Genomic DNA, 16,762 nt, shown 5'->3' with positions numbered 1-16,762 from the left:
TGATTATTAGGCTGAATAGTAAAACCCTTGAATTATACTTCTTTAAAACCAACTAAAGTCTAGTACCATATTTTAATTAGACTTTTTTAGTCTTTTTTTAGATTTCCTAACCTTTTTCAAACTATCTCTACAAGCTGAATAAGCTAGAAGTCTTTCTATTAAATCAGATCCTTCTTCTACTGTAATCGATCTCCCTATAGGAAGAGTTCCTAAAAACACTTTACCTTTAAAGATTAATTCAGGTTCTTTTTGATTAACTATTCCTATCACATCCTCATTTTTGAAACCGTTTCTTCTCCCATTGTGAATTATGTCAAATGAAAAGCCTCTGGAGTCAGCAACCAGGAAACTGTCCAAATTTAGTTGCAAAACATTTGTAGATATACCCGCATTTTCAACAGCTACAACTAAATAAGTATTTCCTTTCCGATTCCCATATGTAGGATCGTTTTGCAATTCCGCAGTGCCAAAAATAGCAATACGGAAAATCGTATGATTTCCTTGAGGTGACTTAACTAGTAAACTTCGATAATAACCAGTATAATTTCCACCACTTGCATTTCCCGAATTAAAAGTTCCATATGATAAGTCTTCTACTATTTTATGATTGAACCGCCCTCTTGGAATAAATTCTCCACACAAAAGATAATTTTGTAATTCGGCAATTAAAATATGTAATTCCGGTTTTGTACTTTGTCCAAGATAACTCGTACTTTTTAAAAAATTTACGTACTTATAGTAAGAAATTAATTCATATGGAAGCCTTCGCATCTTTAAAAGTTGCTTATATTTAACTTCTCCATTTATTAAATCTTTATAACTATAAAAATCAGTAGCTAATAATTTCAATCCATCATTGGTGCATTCATATAGCTCCGTAGTCTTTCCATTTGAGACTCCCAAATACTTAGCTTTTAACAACGAATTATACTTTTTCACTTGCTCAATGACTTCATCTGTCAACGTGATATGACCTGCTTTAAGTTCTATCACGAGAAATGGAATTTTATTTTTACATTGATCCTCTTTCCAAACCACTATGTCTGCTCTCATATTAGAAATGGAGTCAAATTTTTTTAATGGATATTCTATCGAGATATATTCATCTGGAACATTCATTTCATCTAGTAAGAAGTTTAAGACGTGCTGTCTTACAATTTCTTCTGGTGTTCTTTGTAAAAGGATTTTACGATTACGGCATAGAATTAGTTCTTTCCTTCCTCTCTTGTATTTTCCCATGTATCTAAGCACCTTCTTTCAAATATATTGCCAGAGGAAATCTATCAACAATTCCAATATCTATGTATTCAATAAATCTATTCGCTAAAGCTTCTAAATCTGTATTAATAATACTTCCTTTATTATCAGAGATTTCATACAATACTACATCTTCTTCAAATTCAAATGTGAAAAGTGCCATGAATAGACTTAGCTGATGCTGATTCTCTACTATAATATTTTCATCTAGTGCAACAATCACTTTGTAAGGATTTCCAACTAAAAGGGATTTTACGTCTTCAACTGTCAACATGTTATCTACTCTTTTTAATGCTTCTCGATTAATGAATATTCTCTCTTTAAACATTGATATAGTACCTCCGTCAGATAATTTATCTCATTTTTCAAATTATTACATTCATTTTCTATTTTGCCAATCAATAATTAAAGGGATTCTATCACAATTAATAAACATCTCTTCTAATAATTGATATAATTTGTGGTTAACTTTCGAGATTAATTTGAGATCTTGTGGCAAGTATTGAGATTTTTATATGTAGTATAAAACACTCTTCCTTATCTTTAGATATCTAATTAGGGATTAAATGAACTCTCTTCAATATAGATTGTGCTAACTATTTGATCTTTACGTTAAAACTACACATTATTAAAGAAGATCAACTCACTCTATTTCGATTTTGGGGGGCGATATTGGGCAATTAGATGGCAATGATGGGTCTTTACTTTGGCTTTGAGCTTCTGAACACGACCTTGGTAAATATGATCGCCTGGATATTTATTGGGATATAGTGAAAGTCACGGTGCATAGTTAACATCTGAATTAAAAAACGAGTAGAGGGCAGCTTTTATCCTCTACTCGTTTTAGATTAACGAAATTCTTTATTTAAAGCTTTTGCTAAGAACATAGAGAACTCTGCGCGTGTCGTCGGGTTGCTTGGACGGTAGGTCCCGTCTGGGTAGCCCACTGTCAGGTTGTTCTCATACATAGCAGCGATCGATTGATTCGCCCAGTGAGTGGCTTTCACATCACTGAAATGCGCAGGTTTCTTAGCCGTCAAATCATAGGCGGTGCTGAGGAGTGTCGCCATCTCGGCACGTGTCAATTTCCCAGCTGGATTGAAAGTGCCATCAGGGTTTCCTTTGAACACTCCTGCTTTTGCAGCTGCAACAATGTAATCATTCGCCCAGTGACTACTTGCAACGTCCTTGAAGATAGATGGTGTGTCGACCACCTCTAAGTTCAGTGCAGAGGCCAACATACGAGCTGCTTCAGCACGTGTCGTCTGGCGATTTGGTTGGAATGTTCCATCTGGATAGCCACCGATGATTGATGCGTCTGCTAGATACATCACTTGCTTATAAGCCCAGTGTGAGGATGCTAGATGTTCATACTCTTTTTGTGCTGCAACTACAACCTTGATTGTAGGACTCACATTACCTACAGCGTCCCAAGCAACCAGGGAAAGCTCTGTTTGAGGTGCCTGAGCTGCAAATGTCAATGTAAACGCTCCTGATTGGTTCGCTGTGGCGCTTCCAATTTCATCGCCACCTTTTGATAGCGTAACTGTAGCGCCCGCCTCTGTCTTTCCAGAGAGTTTCGTAGAACTCGACGTTACCGCTGTGATCTCTGATATCGTAGGAACCGTCTTATCCACTACTTGTATCGTTACCATCTCACTTCGATTACCAGCAGCATCAATAGCCGTTATGCCTAGACTTGTGCCTGTTAGCTGTTTGGCAATCGAAATCGTGAAGCTCCCTTGAGCTGAGGCTGTCCCACTAGCTAAAATTGTATTGTTCTTTGAAATTTCAATTTTCGCATTTGGTTCCGCTTGTCCCGAGACAGACACGGATACATCTGAGACCTCATTTACGGTCGGTTTAGCAGGAGCAAGTGTATCCACAACAAGTACTTCGACTGGCAAACTGCTGTTGGACGCTGTATCAATCGCAACCACTGTCAATTTGGTGTTCCCTACTTGTTTTGGAATGGTGATGCTAAATGTACCTTCACTAGTAGCTTTTGCTTGGCCTATTACAACAGAGTTATTGCGAACTTCCACTTTACTACTCGCCTCTGCTTTGCCTGTTACAACAGTTGATTGATCTGTAATTTTATTCACAATCGGGACTGAAGGTGCTGTTACATCTAGAACAGTTGTTTTAGTTGCTTCACTGGTATTTCCAGATGCATCTCTCGCTGTTACAACAAGTTCTGTTCCTGCTAGTTGTTTCGGAATCGTAACTGAAAACTTGCCATCAACTCCAGCTTTCACAGTTCCTATCTCTTGGCTGGCTACTTTAACTGAAATCTCGGTAGCTATTTCTCCTGTTCCCGTAACAATCGTTGATTGGTCTGTTACTTTATTAACTGATGGGGCTTGTGGTGCTGTTACGTCTATTACCGTTATCTCTTTTGTTTCACTAACATTTCCAGCAGCGTCTTCAGCAGTCAAAGTTATTTTGGTTCCCGCTTTCTGTTTTTCAATCGGCAAATAAAACTCACTTGAAGAATCCGTTTCGATGGATCCGATTTCTGTTTCTTGATTGCTAGCAGTTATGATAGATTTCGCTTCTGCTGTTCCACTAATAATTGTTGTTTGATCTGTAATTTGATTGACGCTGTAAATCTCTGGTTTTATCACATCTTTTATTGTAAATGTCCCAGCATTCAAATCAGTATCTTCTTTGCTAACTAGCGTCGTATTTTGATTTGTATCTTTAATTTCTATAGTGTCAACAATCCAGTTACCGATTTCAGCACTATTCTCTGCATAAAACTCTCCAATAAATTGATTTTGAATTTCATCGTATTGCAGATGAATCGGCATAGTAGTTTGAGTTAGCGGAGAAATGAAATTTACAACGGCTTCTGAAAGTAAGGTATCGTCGTCTGCACTCACGTATACCTTTACTAATTCTCCTGGTTCTAAATCTTTCTTATTGAGAGAAATGCTATTGAAAGTCGGAGGATTTTGTTCACGATAAAATGTGAAATCACCATCTCGGTATTCATCAATGTCTTCATATAAAGCAGTTGATGTACCCATAGAACTGTAAATAGCTATGAAATCCAATGGATAAGTACCTTCTTCAAAGTTAAGGCTAGGCGTAAAACTCCCCTCAAATAAACCCGTTTCTGAATTTACATATAGGTCAACATTAAAACTGTACCCTGTCCTAGGGGATGTATAGTTTAAATTCAAATAATTTATTCCAACAGCATTAGTTAACTTCACAGTGAAATTCATTTTCTCTCCGACCGTGACGTAACTCTTATTAATAGAAATATCTTCTACTAAATTCTCAATATCCATACCACTTACAGAAAAATTACCATTATCAAATAGACCATTATAATACCTACTATAAAACGCTGTTGTGTTTCCACCATATTCATATGTATTCATCATGTCTAGAGTATAGACTCCATTTTCCATAATTCCTGTAATTGGTATTTCACCTTCGAAATTAGCAGTCTCATCGTTATAATATAGCGGCACTGTTAACATCTGATTAGTCACTGGTGAAATAAAATAGGCGTTCATATAACGCACTTGCTCAAATGAAGATGTTTGTACTTGAATGTTTACTGTATCACCTAGTTCTACATCATTTTTGTCTACATTTATACTTTGAATAAATTCAATGCCAGCTGTATCTTTAACTTCAAAAGATCCTAATTCAAACCCATCATATTCATGACTATATATCGTAGTTATGCGATCGTTGTACAGACTTATCATATTAGGTGTATATATTCCTGATTCGACATATTCCTCAACAGGAAAGTTACCTTCAAACAATTGTGTCTGTTCATTATAGGTAAGTCGAATTGTTATACCCTTACTAGTAATTGGAGAAGAGTAATAAAGAATTGCATACCTATAATCGCTGTTACTAGTAACACCTAAATTTATATATACAACTTCACCTGTAGTTACTTGCTTTTTGTCGACAGCTAAATGTTCCACAGTAGGTTTTGTAATCTCATCAATGGCACTAACATGTTGAATAGGTATGATTGTAAATAAAAGAAAAGCAGCAACTACGACTTTAAAAATTTTCATTCTCATTTCCTTCCTTGGTTTCTTCTATAACTTTTTATAATTATTCTCAATTAATTATATAATAGTTCCTATTTGAAACTAGTTATATTTGTATATAAAACAATCTTAATAGAAAAAGGTCCTTTGGATATTTATAGTGATATAGTGGTCCATCGCAGCAATAAGTACTTCCATTACACTTACATATAATTTCAAAACAACTTCAACTGCTGCTTCTCCTTCTTCACCTCCCCCACTGTCGAATAGCCAAGAGTTTTATATCCTTTCAATCGTTTCTCAAACATCTTCACTAATGCTTCTTCTTTGTGATCCACATAATCGTATACTTCGACGGATTCTTTTCCTTCGTAGGCTCGGTGAAGTCGACCTACATACTGAGCGAGAGTTCCTAATATGCAAGTTCTTAGTCATTCGAAAACTCCAAAACAATAAAAAAGAGCCACATGTCTGCTGCTCCAGAAAAATATTACTCTTCTAAACTCGTTACTTCCCCACCTTCTTCTGAAACATTGGCGTCGCCAGGAGTGGGCATGAGCTTGCGGTAGTTGACCGCGAATTCGATGGACTCGTCGGTGAGGCCATAGGTGCCTTCGAGGTCGGAGATGGTACGGGCGATGCGAATGAGTTTGAGTTGGGTGCGGTTGATGCATTTGTTTTCGTAACAGGCGTCGTTGATGGTTTCAATCTGCTTGGGTGTCGCCTGACAGGAATCAAATACAAGTTTTGCTGGTGCGTTGCCGTTCAAGTACTTGCCGTTATAGCGAAGTTGTTGCTGTTTGCGAGCGGTAGTAGTGCGTTCACGGATGACTTTTGATGTCTTTCCTGCTCCGTCATCTAGGATGCCGGTGCTCTTTAGACTCATGATGAAATCGAGACGGTCGTTGAGCGGACCGGATGCCTTCAACTGATAGTTACGGACTTGGCTAGCGGAGCAGCTGCAGTAGCGCTGGTGCGACCCGTGGTAGCCGCAGGGGCAAGGATTGGTCGCGGAGATGAGGATGAAGTTCGCTGGATACCTGACGGCCTGTTTGACGCGAGAGATCTCGACGGTGCCGCTTTCCATCGGTTGCCTCAACATGTCGAGCGTCTTCCTCGAGAATTCGCCGAGTTCATCGAGGAACAACACGCCTCGGTCAGCAAGAGAGATCTCGCCAGGTTTCGGGTAGGTCCCGCCTCCGATCAGAGACATGGCGGAAGCAGAATGGTGCGGATGCCTGTAAGGTGGACGCTTCGTGATGGGGCGGTCCTGTTTCGCGAGCAGGTAGGTGTTGTGCACGTCGAGCACCTCTTCTTCTGTCAGGTTAGGGAGGATTGTATGGAAGGCTTCTGCGAGCATTGTCTTGCCGCAGCCGGGTGGTCCTGTGAACAATACATGATGCCCACCTGCCGCTGCAATCTCGAGCACCTTCTTCGCTTCTTGGTGGCCTCGGACTGCGGAGAAATCGACCGTGAAGGAGTCGTCTGCCTCCGGTTGCGGGAGCGGTTCGGGTTCCGTCAGTCTGAGTATCGGTTGTCCGTTTAGATACTGGATGGTCTGGGTGATGTCTTCGAGTTCGACGAGTTCGATGTCGTCTTTTGGAAACAGGCTGTAGTTTGGTCCAGCGGGTACTAAGATGCGCTTGAATCCGAGTTTTCGCGCCTGGTTGATGGACGGCAGCAGTCCGTGGAAGGGCATGAGGGCGCCGTAGAGGTTGATGGATGCGAGAACGCACGTCTCCGGTCCGATTGGGAGCGGCCTTTTGTTGATCCGGTCGATGACGGCGAGCGCCATGGCGAGGTCGAAGCCAGTGCCTTGCTCCTGACGGTCTGAGGGGAACAGCTGGATGGTGACCTTGATCATCGTGAGGTCGAGGATGAGGGCATGGAGCGCACTCATCACCCGTTCCCTGGATTCTTTCAGCGTGGCGTCGGGTAATCCGACGATCACCACGTTCTCCTTCTCTTCTCGGATTCGGGCCTCGATGGTGACGATGTGGCCTTGGGATCCTTCGAGTCCGACTGAGTAGATGGCGCGCATGGCGACTCCTCCTTTTGTTGTAGTAAGAAGAGGATAGCACTGCGGGTAGTGCGCTGTAAATGGAGGAACTTGTTGAGGCGAAATGCACAATTTCATTGTGTATCACTGATTATTGGTGAGTGGGACGACGATAGTTTCACGAAACGTATGAGAGTCGGAAGATTTCTTTAACATCCGTGTGTGTGTACACAATTCCATTTTCAGGGCCGTTCGGGCTTCAAAATAGAATTTTGAGCGAGGTGCGCGTGATCGCTGGTGATGATATAGTGGCTTCATCTATAAATAGAGAAGAGGTCATCCATGAACCGAAGACGCAACTTCAACAACAATAGTTTCTATCACTGCATCCTGAGAGGCAACAATCGGCGTAATATCTTCGAGACCACACACGACATGCAGGAACTGCTGCGGGCCTTCGACTTTGCCTATGACTTTGTGCCATTTCGGATGCTGGCGTACTGCTTCATGACGAACCATTATCATGTGTTGATCCGTGCTGAAAAAGAGGATGTCGGAAAAGTGATGCGTCTCGTCAATCGGCGCTATAGCGATGTCTACCGGATGAGTCGGGGCCATGTCGGTCGCATCTATCAGCGCCGCTACTGGGCAAAAGAGGTCGATACCGTGATCGGTCTGCTTCACACCAGTGGCTATATCCACCGCAACCCGATCGAGACACAGGTTCCGATGGTGTCCTCCCTCATCGATTACTCCTACAGCTCTTTTCTGATTATGGCCATTAAAACGTACCACCTTTGCCAAGTTATTTACCACCTAACGACACAGGATTTACCACTCACCGCCAAGTACATTACCACATGATGGAATACCTTTATATAATGAATGTGCACACCTTCCGGTGTGACATTGTTATAGGAGGTATTTTTTTATGCTTCATTATTCTAGGATTCTGAGGTTGAGAAATGAAGGTTTTAGTCTCAGGAGTATTGCTTCAAGTACAGGAAACTCGAGACAAAAAGTTACTGAGGTGATTGAGAGAGCAGAGAGTAAAGGTTTAACAGGTCCACTAGATGAAGAGATGGATGACAAGTGGTTAGAGGAATTTCTTTATCCAGAAAAAGCACTTGAAAGTTCAGGGAGACAGCCCATCCGTTTCGACTACATCCATGATGAACTAGCAAAGCCAAATGTCACTCTAAGTCTACTACACCATGAATATGAGGCTGAGTGCAGGGTGAATAATACCATTCCCTACTCCTATCGTAGCTTTCTCCGTCATTACAGCAATTACGCAGCGAAGTATAAAGCGACCATGCGAATTCGTCGGAAGCCTGGAGAAATCATAGAGGTTGACTGGGCAGGTTCGACTGCATTTATCATCGATCGAGACACGGGAGAAAAAATAAAGGCATATGTCTATGTAGCAACATTGCCATGTACTCAGCTCTCTTATGCGGAAGCTACGTTGTCGATGGATCTATCATCATGGATCACGGCCCATAATCATATGTATGATTATTTTGGGGGTACCACACAGATCATCGTCCCAGATAATCTCAAGACCAGTGTGACAAAACATTCTTTACAAGATCTGATTCTGAATCCTACATACCGTGAGATGGCAGATCATTACAACACAGTCGTGATGCCAGCAAGGGTGGGTGCACCGAAAGACAAATCAAGTGTTGAAGGATCTGTCGGGACGATATCTACATGGATCATTGCGGCATTGAGAAATACACATTGTTTTAGTATTGAGGAGTTAAACGAGGAGATCAGAAAAAAGCTAGATGAGTTCAACAATAGACCTTTTACAAAGAAGAATGGCTGTCGCTTCTCCGCATTTGAAGAAGAGGAGAAATTTGCGCTTTCTCCACTCCCTTCAACGCCATACAAGATATCCGTATGGAAGACGGCAAAAGTAAGACCTGACTATCACATCTCTATTGAAAGCATATTCTATTCAGTGCCATACGAATATATCGGTAAACAGGTAGAGATACGCCTAACAGAACACCTTATCGAAGCCTACTTCAACCATATGCGGATTGCGACCCACAAACGATTATATGGGAAGTTTGGACAATTTTCTACTCACCCCGATCATATGCCGGACAATCATCGACTCTATATCGAACAGACTCCAGAGGACGCTAGAGAATGGGCCAAAGGCGTGGGAGAACATACAGAGTCGGTCATTGAGAACTTCTTGAAGAACTCACAAAACGAGAAGGTAGCATTAAAGGCCATATTTTCATTGAAAAAATCAGAGCGCCGCTATTCAAAGTATGAGATCGAGCGTGCTAGCAAGATGATATTGTCTATGACGAAGAGACCGACGGTCAAAGCTTTACAAACACTTTTAGCAACCAATAAAAAGAATGACATAGAAAAGGAGGCCGTTCAAAGGTCTCAAAAGAATAAGGAGAAATATGGTTTTATCCGTGGAGCTGCATATTATGGGGGGAGAGAAACTAATGAACGAACAGACACTGAGTAAATTACATGAGATGAAACTAAGTGCCATGGCAGAGGCCTATATTGAACAGGTGACAAACCGAGACTATCAAAAGATGGATTTTGAACAGCGTCTCTCACTTCTTGTAGATCTAGAATATTCTCGACGTAAAAGCAATAAGTTACAGCGCCTCGTGCAGGCAGCATCATTTATCAACTCTAATGCGTGCATTGAAGATATTGAATACCATCCAGATCGTCGCCTTGATAAGGAGTTGATCCTAAAACTCGCTAATGGCGTCTATCTCTTAGATGGACATAACATCATCTTGAAAGGACCGACAGGTTCGGGTAAAACATATATCGCTACCGCCTTCGGCGTCTCAGCGTGCAGACAGTCATTTAAAGTGAAATATATCCGTCTTCCTGAACTGCTTGATGAGTTGACGTTAGCTAAACTTGCGGCTGATGGCAGTTATAGAAGGCTCATCAAAAAGTATACCAAGGTTGATCTACTCATCCTTGATGAGTGGCTACTGACAGAGTTAACTTCAGACGAGGCTGCGATTCTTTTAGAGATCTCAGAATCTCGTCATAAGACTGCATCAACAATTTACTGTTCTCAAATCGACCCTACTGGCTGGCATCTGAAACTAGGAAATGAAACAATAGCTGAAGCCATTTTGGACCGTATCATTCACGATTCCTATCAGATCATGATTGACGGTGAAGTTTCAATGCGGGAAAGACACGGGCTCGTACAACTATAATTTCATTTGAACATAAAGTTGACCGCCTTTCGCAGGTTTTACGTGCTGAAGGCGGTCAACATATTGGTAAAGGGTTTGTCGTACAGTGGTAAATTCGATGGCGCAGAGTGGTAATATTTTTGGCAGAAGTGGTCTAACTGATTGGCGGTAATCATTTTCCGAACTATGCTGCTCCTGGCACTCCACTTCCTCGTTTCTTGGATATCGACCTGCTGCCGAAATTGATGCCATGGCCGTATACTCCTGACCATGTGGGATATTGTGAGTTTGTTCTGAACAACCGGTTCTTGGCGGAGGAGGATCCGCATCCGGAGGATTGATTGAGAGGAGACGGTTCTGGAAGGACAGATAAGTAAGTTCCAGAATTCCCCTATTACGTACCTGTGCGCTACACTATTCTGATTATGAACGACAATTGCATAAATATGCTAAGACGACCTTGGTATATCAAGGCCGCCTGAATATTTATAGAATTGTAGTGTATTGTGCGATGCACAGGTACCGATTTTAAGGAGAAAGCCACTGCTATTCAGTATCGTTTCAATTAGGTATAGTTCCCTGGATGTGGTTCCCTGGATATAGTTCCCATTTGGTGCCTGTCACCCACACAATTCATACACAATTTATAAATATTCAAAGACCCCTGCAACTGCAAGGGTCTCATTGAATTTCTATTCATTTGTAGCGTATTTTCTGATTTGTTCCGGTGACAGGCACCATCTTTAATAGAATAGTAGTGTATTGTGCGGTGTACAGATACTTTTTTTAAACGATTACAACTATATAATTCAACACGCATGCTATAGTGGTGTAATACTTTGATTCTCTAGTGATTCATCAAGAATTTCTTTAGCTTCGATAGTATGTTTCATATCTTTAATATTGTATTTGTTTTTAATTCTTTTGATGAGATATTCAAATTCGAGAGCATAGTATTCATTGTTTGTTTTTCTTCTCTCAGTGATAAAATCTTCAAGAATGATATAAAGCCTTACTATCGATGGACCAGAAGCACTTTTGAAAACCCAAATTGGAAGAAACTTCTTTCTGACCATCATTCCCCAAAAATTAAAGAAAGAACAGATTTCAGAAGCTGCCTTAATATCCAATTCAATTTCACCATTTCCCGCAGCATAGATTTTATTTCTATTATCAATCATTTCTGGTGTATCGCCAGTTTGATAATATTCTCTAACAGCTTCGAATAGAGCAGTTCTCTTGGAAGAAAAGCTCATAATAACACCAGAGACTCCAGATGCAATCGCAGCCATTCCGACAATTAAGTTGAGATTAACCTTATTAGTCACAATGAATAAATCATCGCGGAAAAGCCAAAGAGCGAGTAATATTGATATAGTCATTAAAATGTAAGCCAAAATTCTTGACCTCAACATACAAAGCCTCCCTAAAGTTATTGCTGCTATTTTTTATAATACTCCACATACCATTCAGCAAATTTCTCTAGACCCTTTTCAATAGAAGTCTGAGGCTTAAACCCAACTGCCTGTTGAAGAGCATCTGTAGATGCATAAGTTGCTGGCACATCTCCTGGCTTAATCGGTTCAAATTCCTTCTTGAATTCAATCTCTTTTCCAAGAGCTTTCGATAAAGCTCCTTCAAGCGCATGTATAAAGTACATTAACTTCTCAGGGTTGTTATTACCGATATTGTAGACTTTATGTGCAACTTCTCCAGTAGGTGGTTGATCCGTCAATCTAACAATACCTTCAACGATATCATCAATATAAGTGAAGTCACGGTACAGGTCATTGTCAAAATCACCATTGTTATAGATCTTGATGCTCTCACCTGCAAAGTACTTATCCGTGAAGCCAAAGTAGGCCATATCTGGACGCCCCATAGGTCCATATACAGTAAAGAAACGTAACCCTGTAGCAGGAATTTTATAAAGGTGGCTGTATGTATGCGCCATCAACTCATTAGCTTTTTTAGTTGCAGCGTATAAAGAAACAGGTGTATCTACAAAATCAGTCTCTTCAAATGGCACTTTTTTATTGGAACCATAAACCGAACTTGAAGATGCATAAATCAAGTGCTTCACTGGATAGACTCTGCATGCTTCAATTACATTAAAGAATCCCGTCACATTACTCTCAATATAAGCATCAGGATTCTCAATTGAATATCTCACACCAGCTTGTGCAGCAAGATTAACTACTACATCAAATTGGTTCTCAGCAAACAAGTTCATGATAAATTCCTTATCCGCAAGGTCACCTTTTATAAACGAAAAGTTTGAATGTTCCTTAAGACTAGCAAGCCTGTCTTCTTTCAACTTCACATCATAATAGGAATTCAAATTATCGAGTCCTACTACTTTGATGCCCATATCAAGGTAAGCCTTAGACAAATAGCTGCCGATAAAACCGGCAGCTCCTGTTACTAAGTACATAAGTTGGTTATTTTCCATTACTTACAATCCCTTCTCGAACTCGTTCAGTAGAACTACGTCCAATTGAGTGATACTCAACATTCGCTTGTTGCATCTCTTCAACAGAATATACATTACGGCCGTCATATACTAATGGCGTTTGCATAAGTTCTGTGTACTCATTAGGTAACACACTTTTCACTTCTGGCCATTCTGTATACAAGAATGCCACATTTGCATCTTCAAGCGCAGCTTGTGGAGAAGTGACATATGTGATGGAACCATTTAGATTTTTACCCTCTGGATAAAAACGTTTAAAGTTCTCAATTCCTACTGGATCAAATGCAAAAATATCTGCACCTTTTTCCAATAGTAACTTCACATTATCTAAAGAAGCTGCTTCACGCAAATCGTCTGTACCTGGTTTAAATGTTAATCCTAAGACAGCAACCTTAAGTCCAGAAAATGTAATAAGTCTCTTTGCAGCTTTTTTAAATAACTTCACTTTTTGCTCAGTATTTACGTCAACAGCTGCCTTCACAGTCTTCAAGTCATAGCCGTTCTCATGTGCTATATGCTCTAAAGCTTTCGTATCTTTAGGGAAACAAGAGCCACCAAAACCAATACCAGCATTTAAGAACTTGCTACCGATACGTGCATCATAGCTCATACCTCTAGCAACTTCTTGAACATCTGCTCCTACTAATTCACAAAGGTTGGCAATATCATTCATGTAGGAAATCTTGAGAGCTAGAAAATCGTTTGATGCATACTTAATCATTTCAGCTGAACGACGATTAACAGAAACTATTGGGATATTGAATGGCTCATAGATTTTCATAAGCATCTCTTCTGCCCATTTGCTTTCAGTTCCAATGACAATACGCTCTGCATGCAAAGTATCATGAACAGCTGATCCTTGTGCCAAAAACTCTGGGTTAGATGCAACTTCAATACGTACATCGTTTACTAAGAAGTCTTGAATAAACTGCTCGACTTTATCGTTTGTCCCGATTGGTACTGTAGACTTAACAACCACTAAACAGTCTTTTTCTACTGACTCAGCAATCTGGCGAGCTACAGTTGCTATGTATGAGAGATTTGCTGAACCGTCTGGTTGTTCAGGTGTTCCTACCCCAATAAAGATTGCATCGGCATCTTTATATGCTGATTGAAAATCAGTTGTAAAATCAATGCGACCCGCAGCGAAGTTTTTCTTCATAAGCTCTTCTAATCCTGATTCGAAAATAGGAGATATACCGGATTTCATAAGTTCCACTTTGTCCTGATCTATGTCGACACATAAAACTTGATGACCCATTTCGGCGAAGGTTACACCGGCGACTAGGCCAACGTAGCCGGTACCAGCGACGGCGATTTTTTTCATTTAACTTCCTTCTTCCCTATACCTATTTTAGCGTGTACTGTTTATCAAAATAATTTTGGTACTCACCGTTAATTATTTGTTTCCACCATTTTTGATTCTCTACATACCATTGAATTGTTTGAGCAATCCCTGTTTCAAAATTATAAGTAGGTTTCCAACCGAGATTCTCTAATTTAGTAGGATCAATTGCATAGCGTTTATCATGACCTAAACGATCTTCAACAAACTCAATTAATTCTTCAGACTTACCTAAAGCTTTAATAATAGTTTCGACAACTTCTAAGTTCGTCTTTTCATTATGACCACCAACATTATATACTTCTCCATTGCTACCATCGTGCATTACTAGTTCGATTGCTGAGCAGTGGTCTTGTACATGCAACCAGTCACGGATATTTTGGCCGTTTCCATATACAGGTATCTTTTCATCGTTAAGTACACGAGAGATTGTGAGAGGTATTAATTTTTCCGGGAAATGATATGGGCCATAGTTATTTGAGCAACGAGTTATATTTACAGGAAGCTTATAAGTTTCATGATAAGCACGGACTAATAAATCTGAAGAGGCTTTACTTGCACTGTACGGACTGTTAGGTTGCAATGGCGTGTCTTCAGTAAAGAATGTAGTTGGGTCAAAGTCTAATTCTCCATATACTTCATCCGTAGATACGTGCACAAACTTCTTAATCTCAAATTCTTTAGAAGCATCAAGAAGATTTTGAGTTCCAATGACATTCGTTTGAACAAAAATTCCTGGATCTGTTATCGAACGATCCACGTGGCTCTCAGCTGCAAAATGAACGACATAATCATAGTTTTCTTCAGAAAATAAATTCAAAACACTTTGTCGATCTGTAATATCTAGTTTCACAAAATGATAATTCTCTTTTGTTTCAATAGACTCATGTTTCGTTAAATCTCCTGCATATGTAAGTGAATCTAAATTATGAATCATATAGTTCGGATATTTACTTACCATGTAGTGAACGAAGTTGCCTCCGATAAAACCTGCACCACCGGTGACTGCAATTTTAGTTTTTTTCATTCGACTTCTCCTTTACTCCTAATTCATCCAAATAGTTTGACAAAGCGTCTTTCCAATGTGGCAACTTATTGAATCCATTCTTATTTAACTTATTTTTGCTTAATCTAGAATTTAAAGGACGCTTCGCTATCGTAGGATATTCAGAAGTAGGTATGGCATTCAAAGTTACGTTTTTATTAGACTGGTTAAATATCTCCTGTGCAAACTCCGCCCAACTACATATTCCTTCATTAGTCACATGATAAGTTCCATAAGAATCTGTTTGAATCATATCAACAATTAAATTAGCTACATCAGGCGTATAGGTTGGTGAGCCAAATTGGTCTCCTACCACATTTAACATATCGTGAGATTCAGCCAACTTTAACATTGTCTTAACAAAGTTATTTCCGTTGACTCCAAATACCCAGGAGATACGTAATATGTAGTGCTCATCGATAGTATTACGAACGATTGTTTCTCCCTGTTCTTTCGTCAGACCATAAAATCCAATTGGATGAACAGAGTCCTCCTCAGTAAATTCAGCAGTTCCTTCACCATTGAATACATAATCCGTACTTATATAAACAAACTTTGCATTATTTTTTTTCGCCGCTACTACTATATTTTCTGTCCCCTCAACATTCACCTTATAGCAAGTCTCTTTATCTTCTTCTGCTTTATCGACTGCTGTATATGCAGCACAATGAACTATTACATCTGGATGAATTTTTGAGATATAATTAGAAACTTTTTCTTCATCAGTAATATCTAAATCAGCAGATCCGACACCTATCATTTCGAATCCAGCTTGCATTCCGGATTTCACCACGTCATAGCCAAGTTGTCCTGTATATCCTGTGACGAGGACTTTCATTTGTTACCACCTGTAAACGTGAAATTCAGTTCAGCACTAGCTAGTTCTGGAGCTTTTTCATCTTTGGCGGACAAAATTGGAGTATCTATAGTTGGCCAATCAATTGCTAAAGTTGAGTCATTCCAAATGATATTGCGATCATGTTCTGGCGAGTACAATTCATCTACTTTATATTGGACTTCAACATTCTCAGATAACGTAATAAAACCATGTGCAAATCCTTTAGGAACTAAAAGTTGCTTCTGATTGAGTGCCGACAATTCTAACCCATACCACTCTCCAAATGTAGGGCTACCATCACGCAAATCTACTGCGACGTCAAAGATAAGTCCTTTTGTGCAGCGCACTAACTTTGTTTGAGCTTTAGGTGCTAATTGATAATGCAAACCCCTTAACGTACCTTTTGCTGCCGAAAAAGAATGATTATCTTGTATAAAGTTTAGGTAAAGGCCTTTTTCTTCAAAAGCTTGCTTATTGTACGATTCATAAAACCAGCCTCTATGATCTCCATGTTTTGTAGGCTCAATTATGTAAAGATCTTTTAACTTTGTTTCAATAATTTTCATTT

Annotated in this window: 15 protein-coding genes; 3 read left to right on the top strand and 12 right to left on the bottom strand. The window is 39.9% G+C overall.

The genetic code is table 11. The features are described from left to right. Positions 1-72 precede the first annotated feature (72 nt). The 5 genes from CQS04_RS07200 to CQS04_RS07180 form a co-directional block, all read right to left on the bottom strand. On the bottom strand, positions 73-1,239 hold the full coding sequence (locus tag CQS04_RS07200) for a type I restriction enzyme HsdR N-terminal domain-containing protein (protein ID WP_100353482.1): 1,167 nt from the start codon (positions 1,237-1,239) through the stop codon (positions 73-75). A 4-nt stretch (positions 1,240-1,243) separates the two neighbouring features. Beyond that, positions 1,244-1,585: a hypothetical protein gene (locus CQS04_RS07195; RefSeq protein WP_100353481.1), complete on the bottom strand. Its 342-nt coding sequence runs from the start codon at positions 1,583-1,585 to the stop codon at positions 1,244-1,246. 520 nt (positions 1,586-2,105) lie between these two features. Beyond that, complete coding sequence (locus CQS04_RS07190; RefSeq protein WP_165775483.1) at positions 2,106-5,309, bottom strand: Ig-like domain-containing protein; 3,204 nt, start codon at positions 5,307-5,309, stop codon at positions 2,106-2,108. A 191-nt stretch (positions 5,310-5,500) separates the two neighbouring features. Then, a complete protein-coding gene (locus CQS04_RS13995; RefSeq protein WP_281257840.1) occupies positions 5,501-5,623 on the bottom strand; it encodes a hypothetical protein in 123 nt (40 codons plus the stop codon). Positions 5,624-5,775: 152 nt separating this feature from the next. Beyond that, the gene (locus CQS04_RS07180; RefSeq protein ID WP_165775482.1) at positions 5,776-7,326 is read right to left on the bottom strand and encodes a YifB family Mg chelatase-like AAA ATPase; all 1,551 of its coding nucleotides are present in this window, start codon (positions 7,324-7,326) and stop codon (positions 5,776-5,778) included. 300 nt (positions 7,327-7,626) lie between these two features. Here CQS04_RS07180 and CQS04_RS07175 point away from each other — a divergent pair, with 300 nt between their 5' ends. From CQS04_RS07175 to istB, 3 genes are all read left to right on the top strand, one after another. After that, entirely contained in the window at positions 7,627-8,148 is a 522-nt protein-coding gene (locus CQS04_RS07175; RefSeq protein WP_100353477.1) for a transposase, read from the top strand. 67 nt (positions 8,149-8,215) lie between these two features. Then, a complete protein-coding gene (gene istA / locus CQS04_RS07170) occupies positions 8,216-9,787 on the top strand; it encodes an IS21 family transposase (protein ID WP_100353476.1) in 1,572 nt (523 codons plus the stop codon). Further along, positions 9,765-10,514: an IS21-like element helper ATPase IstB gene (gene istB, locus CQS04_RS07165; RefSeq protein WP_100353475.1), complete on the top strand. Its 750-nt coding sequence runs from the start codon at positions 9,765-9,767 to the stop codon at positions 10,512-10,514. Before istA ends, istB begins: the two co-directional genes overlap by 23 nt. On the opposite strand, the gene CQS04_RS07160 is transcribed toward istB, so the two are convergent. The 7 genes from CQS04_RS07160 to rfbC form a co-directional block, all read right to left on the bottom strand. Continuing rightward, entirely contained in the window at positions 10,509-10,745 is a 237-nt protein-coding gene (locus CQS04_RS07160; RefSeq protein ID WP_100353474.1) for a hypothetical protein, read from the bottom strand. The genes istB and CQS04_RS07160 overlap by 6 nt on opposite strands. A gap of 569 nt (positions 10,746-11,314) precedes the next feature. Continuing rightward, positions 11,315-11,890 (bottom strand): DUF4760 domain-containing protein, encoded by a 576-nt coding sequence (locus CQS04_RS07155; protein ID WP_133118812.1) that lies wholly within the window; start codon positions 11,888-11,890, stop codon positions 11,315-11,317. A gap of 44 nt (positions 11,891-11,934) precedes the next feature. Continuing rightward, positions 11,935-12,945 (bottom strand): SDR family NAD(P)-dependent oxidoreductase, encoded by a 1,011-nt coding sequence (locus tag CQS04_RS07150; RefSeq protein ID WP_100353472.1) that lies wholly within the window; start codon positions 12,943-12,945, stop codon positions 11,935-11,937. Continuing rightward, entirely contained in the window at positions 12,935-14,293 is a 1,359-nt protein-coding gene (locus CQS04_RS07145; protein ID WP_100353471.1) for a UDP-glucose dehydrogenase family protein, read from the bottom strand. Before CQS04_RS07145 ends, CQS04_RS07150 begins: the two co-directional genes overlap by 11 nt. Before the next feature lie 22 nt (positions 14,294-14,315). Continuing rightward, positions 14,316-15,338 (bottom strand): dTDP-glucose 4,6-dehydratase, encoded by a 1,023-nt coding sequence (gene rfbB, locus CQS04_RS07140; protein WP_100353470.1) that lies wholly within the window; start codon positions 15,336-15,338, stop codon positions 14,316-14,318. Next, on the bottom strand, positions 15,325-16,194 hold the full coding sequence (rfbD, locus tag CQS04_RS07135; RefSeq protein ID WP_100353469.1) for a dTDP-4-dehydrorhamnose reductase: 870 nt from the start codon (positions 16,192-16,194) through the stop codon (positions 15,325-15,327). Before rfbD ends, rfbB begins: the two co-directional genes overlap by 14 nt. After that, a complete protein-coding gene (gene rfbC, locus CQS04_RS07130) occupies positions 16,191-16,760 on the bottom strand; it encodes a dTDP-4-dehydrorhamnose 3,5-epimerase (protein ID WP_100353468.1) in 570 nt (189 codons plus the stop codon). The genes rfbD and rfbC overlap by 4 nt, the downstream gene beginning before the upstream one ends. Positions 16,761-16,762: the final 2 nt, after the last annotated feature.

It is taken from the genome of Chryseomicrobium excrementi (genome assembly GCF_002798305.1).
GTDB classification, from domain to species: Bacteria; Bacillota; Bacilli; order Bacillales_A; family Planococcaceae; genus Chryseomicrobium; species Chryseomicrobium excrementi.
The sequence above is the reverse complement of the archived record's forward strand: the minus strand, read 5'-3'. Positions and strand labels throughout refer to the sequence as shown.

Coding starts and splice junctions, on each gene's coding strand:
- CQS04_RS07200 (WP_100353482.1), bottom strand. CDS start 1,239: ATGGGAAAATACAAGAGAGGAAGGAAAGAACTAATTCTATGCCGTAAT.
- CQS04_RS07195 (WP_100353481.1), bottom strand. CDS start 1,585: ATGTTTAAAGAGAGAATATTCATTAATCGAGAAGCATTAAAAAGAGTA.
- CQS04_RS07190 (WP_165775483.1), bottom strand. CDS start 5,309: ATGAAAATTTTTAAAGTCGTAGTTGCTGCTTTTCTTTTATTTACAATC.
- CQS04_RS07180 (WP_165775482.1), bottom strand. CDS start 7,326: ATGCGCGCCATCTACTCAGTCGGACTCGAAGGATCCCAAGGCCACATC.
- CQS04_RS07175 (WP_100353477.1), top strand. CDS start 7,627: ATGAACCGAAGACGCAACTTCAACAACAATAGTTTCTATCACTGCATC.
- istA (WP_100353476.1), top strand. CDS start 8,216: ATGCTTCATTATTCTAGGATTCTGAGGTTGAGAAATGAAGGTTTTAGT.
- istB (WP_100353475.1), top strand. CDS start 9,765: ATGAACGAACAGACACTGAGTAAATTACATGAGATGAAACTAAGTGCC.
- CQS04_RS07160 (WP_100353474.1), bottom strand. CDS start 10,745: ATGGCATCAATTTCGGCAGCAGGTCGATATCCAAGAAACGAGGAAGTG.
- CQS04_RS07150 (WP_100353472.1), bottom strand. CDS start 12,945: ATGGAAAATAACCAACTTATGTACTTAGTAACAGGAGCTGCCGGTTTT.
- CQS04_RS07145 (WP_100353471.1), bottom strand. CDS start 14,293: ATGAAAAAAATCGCCGTCGCTGGTACCGGCTACGTTGGCCTAGTCGCC.
- rfbB (WP_100353470.1), bottom strand. CDS start 15,338: ATGAAAAAAACTAAAATTGCAGTCACCGGTGGTGCAGGTTTTATCGGA.
- rfbD (WP_100353469.1), bottom strand. CDS start 16,194: ATGAAAGTCCTCGTCACAGGATATACAGGACAACTTGGCTATGACGTG.
- rfbC (WP_100353468.1), bottom strand. CDS start 16,760: ATGAAAATTATTGAAACAAAGTTAAAAGATCTTTACATAATTGAGCCT.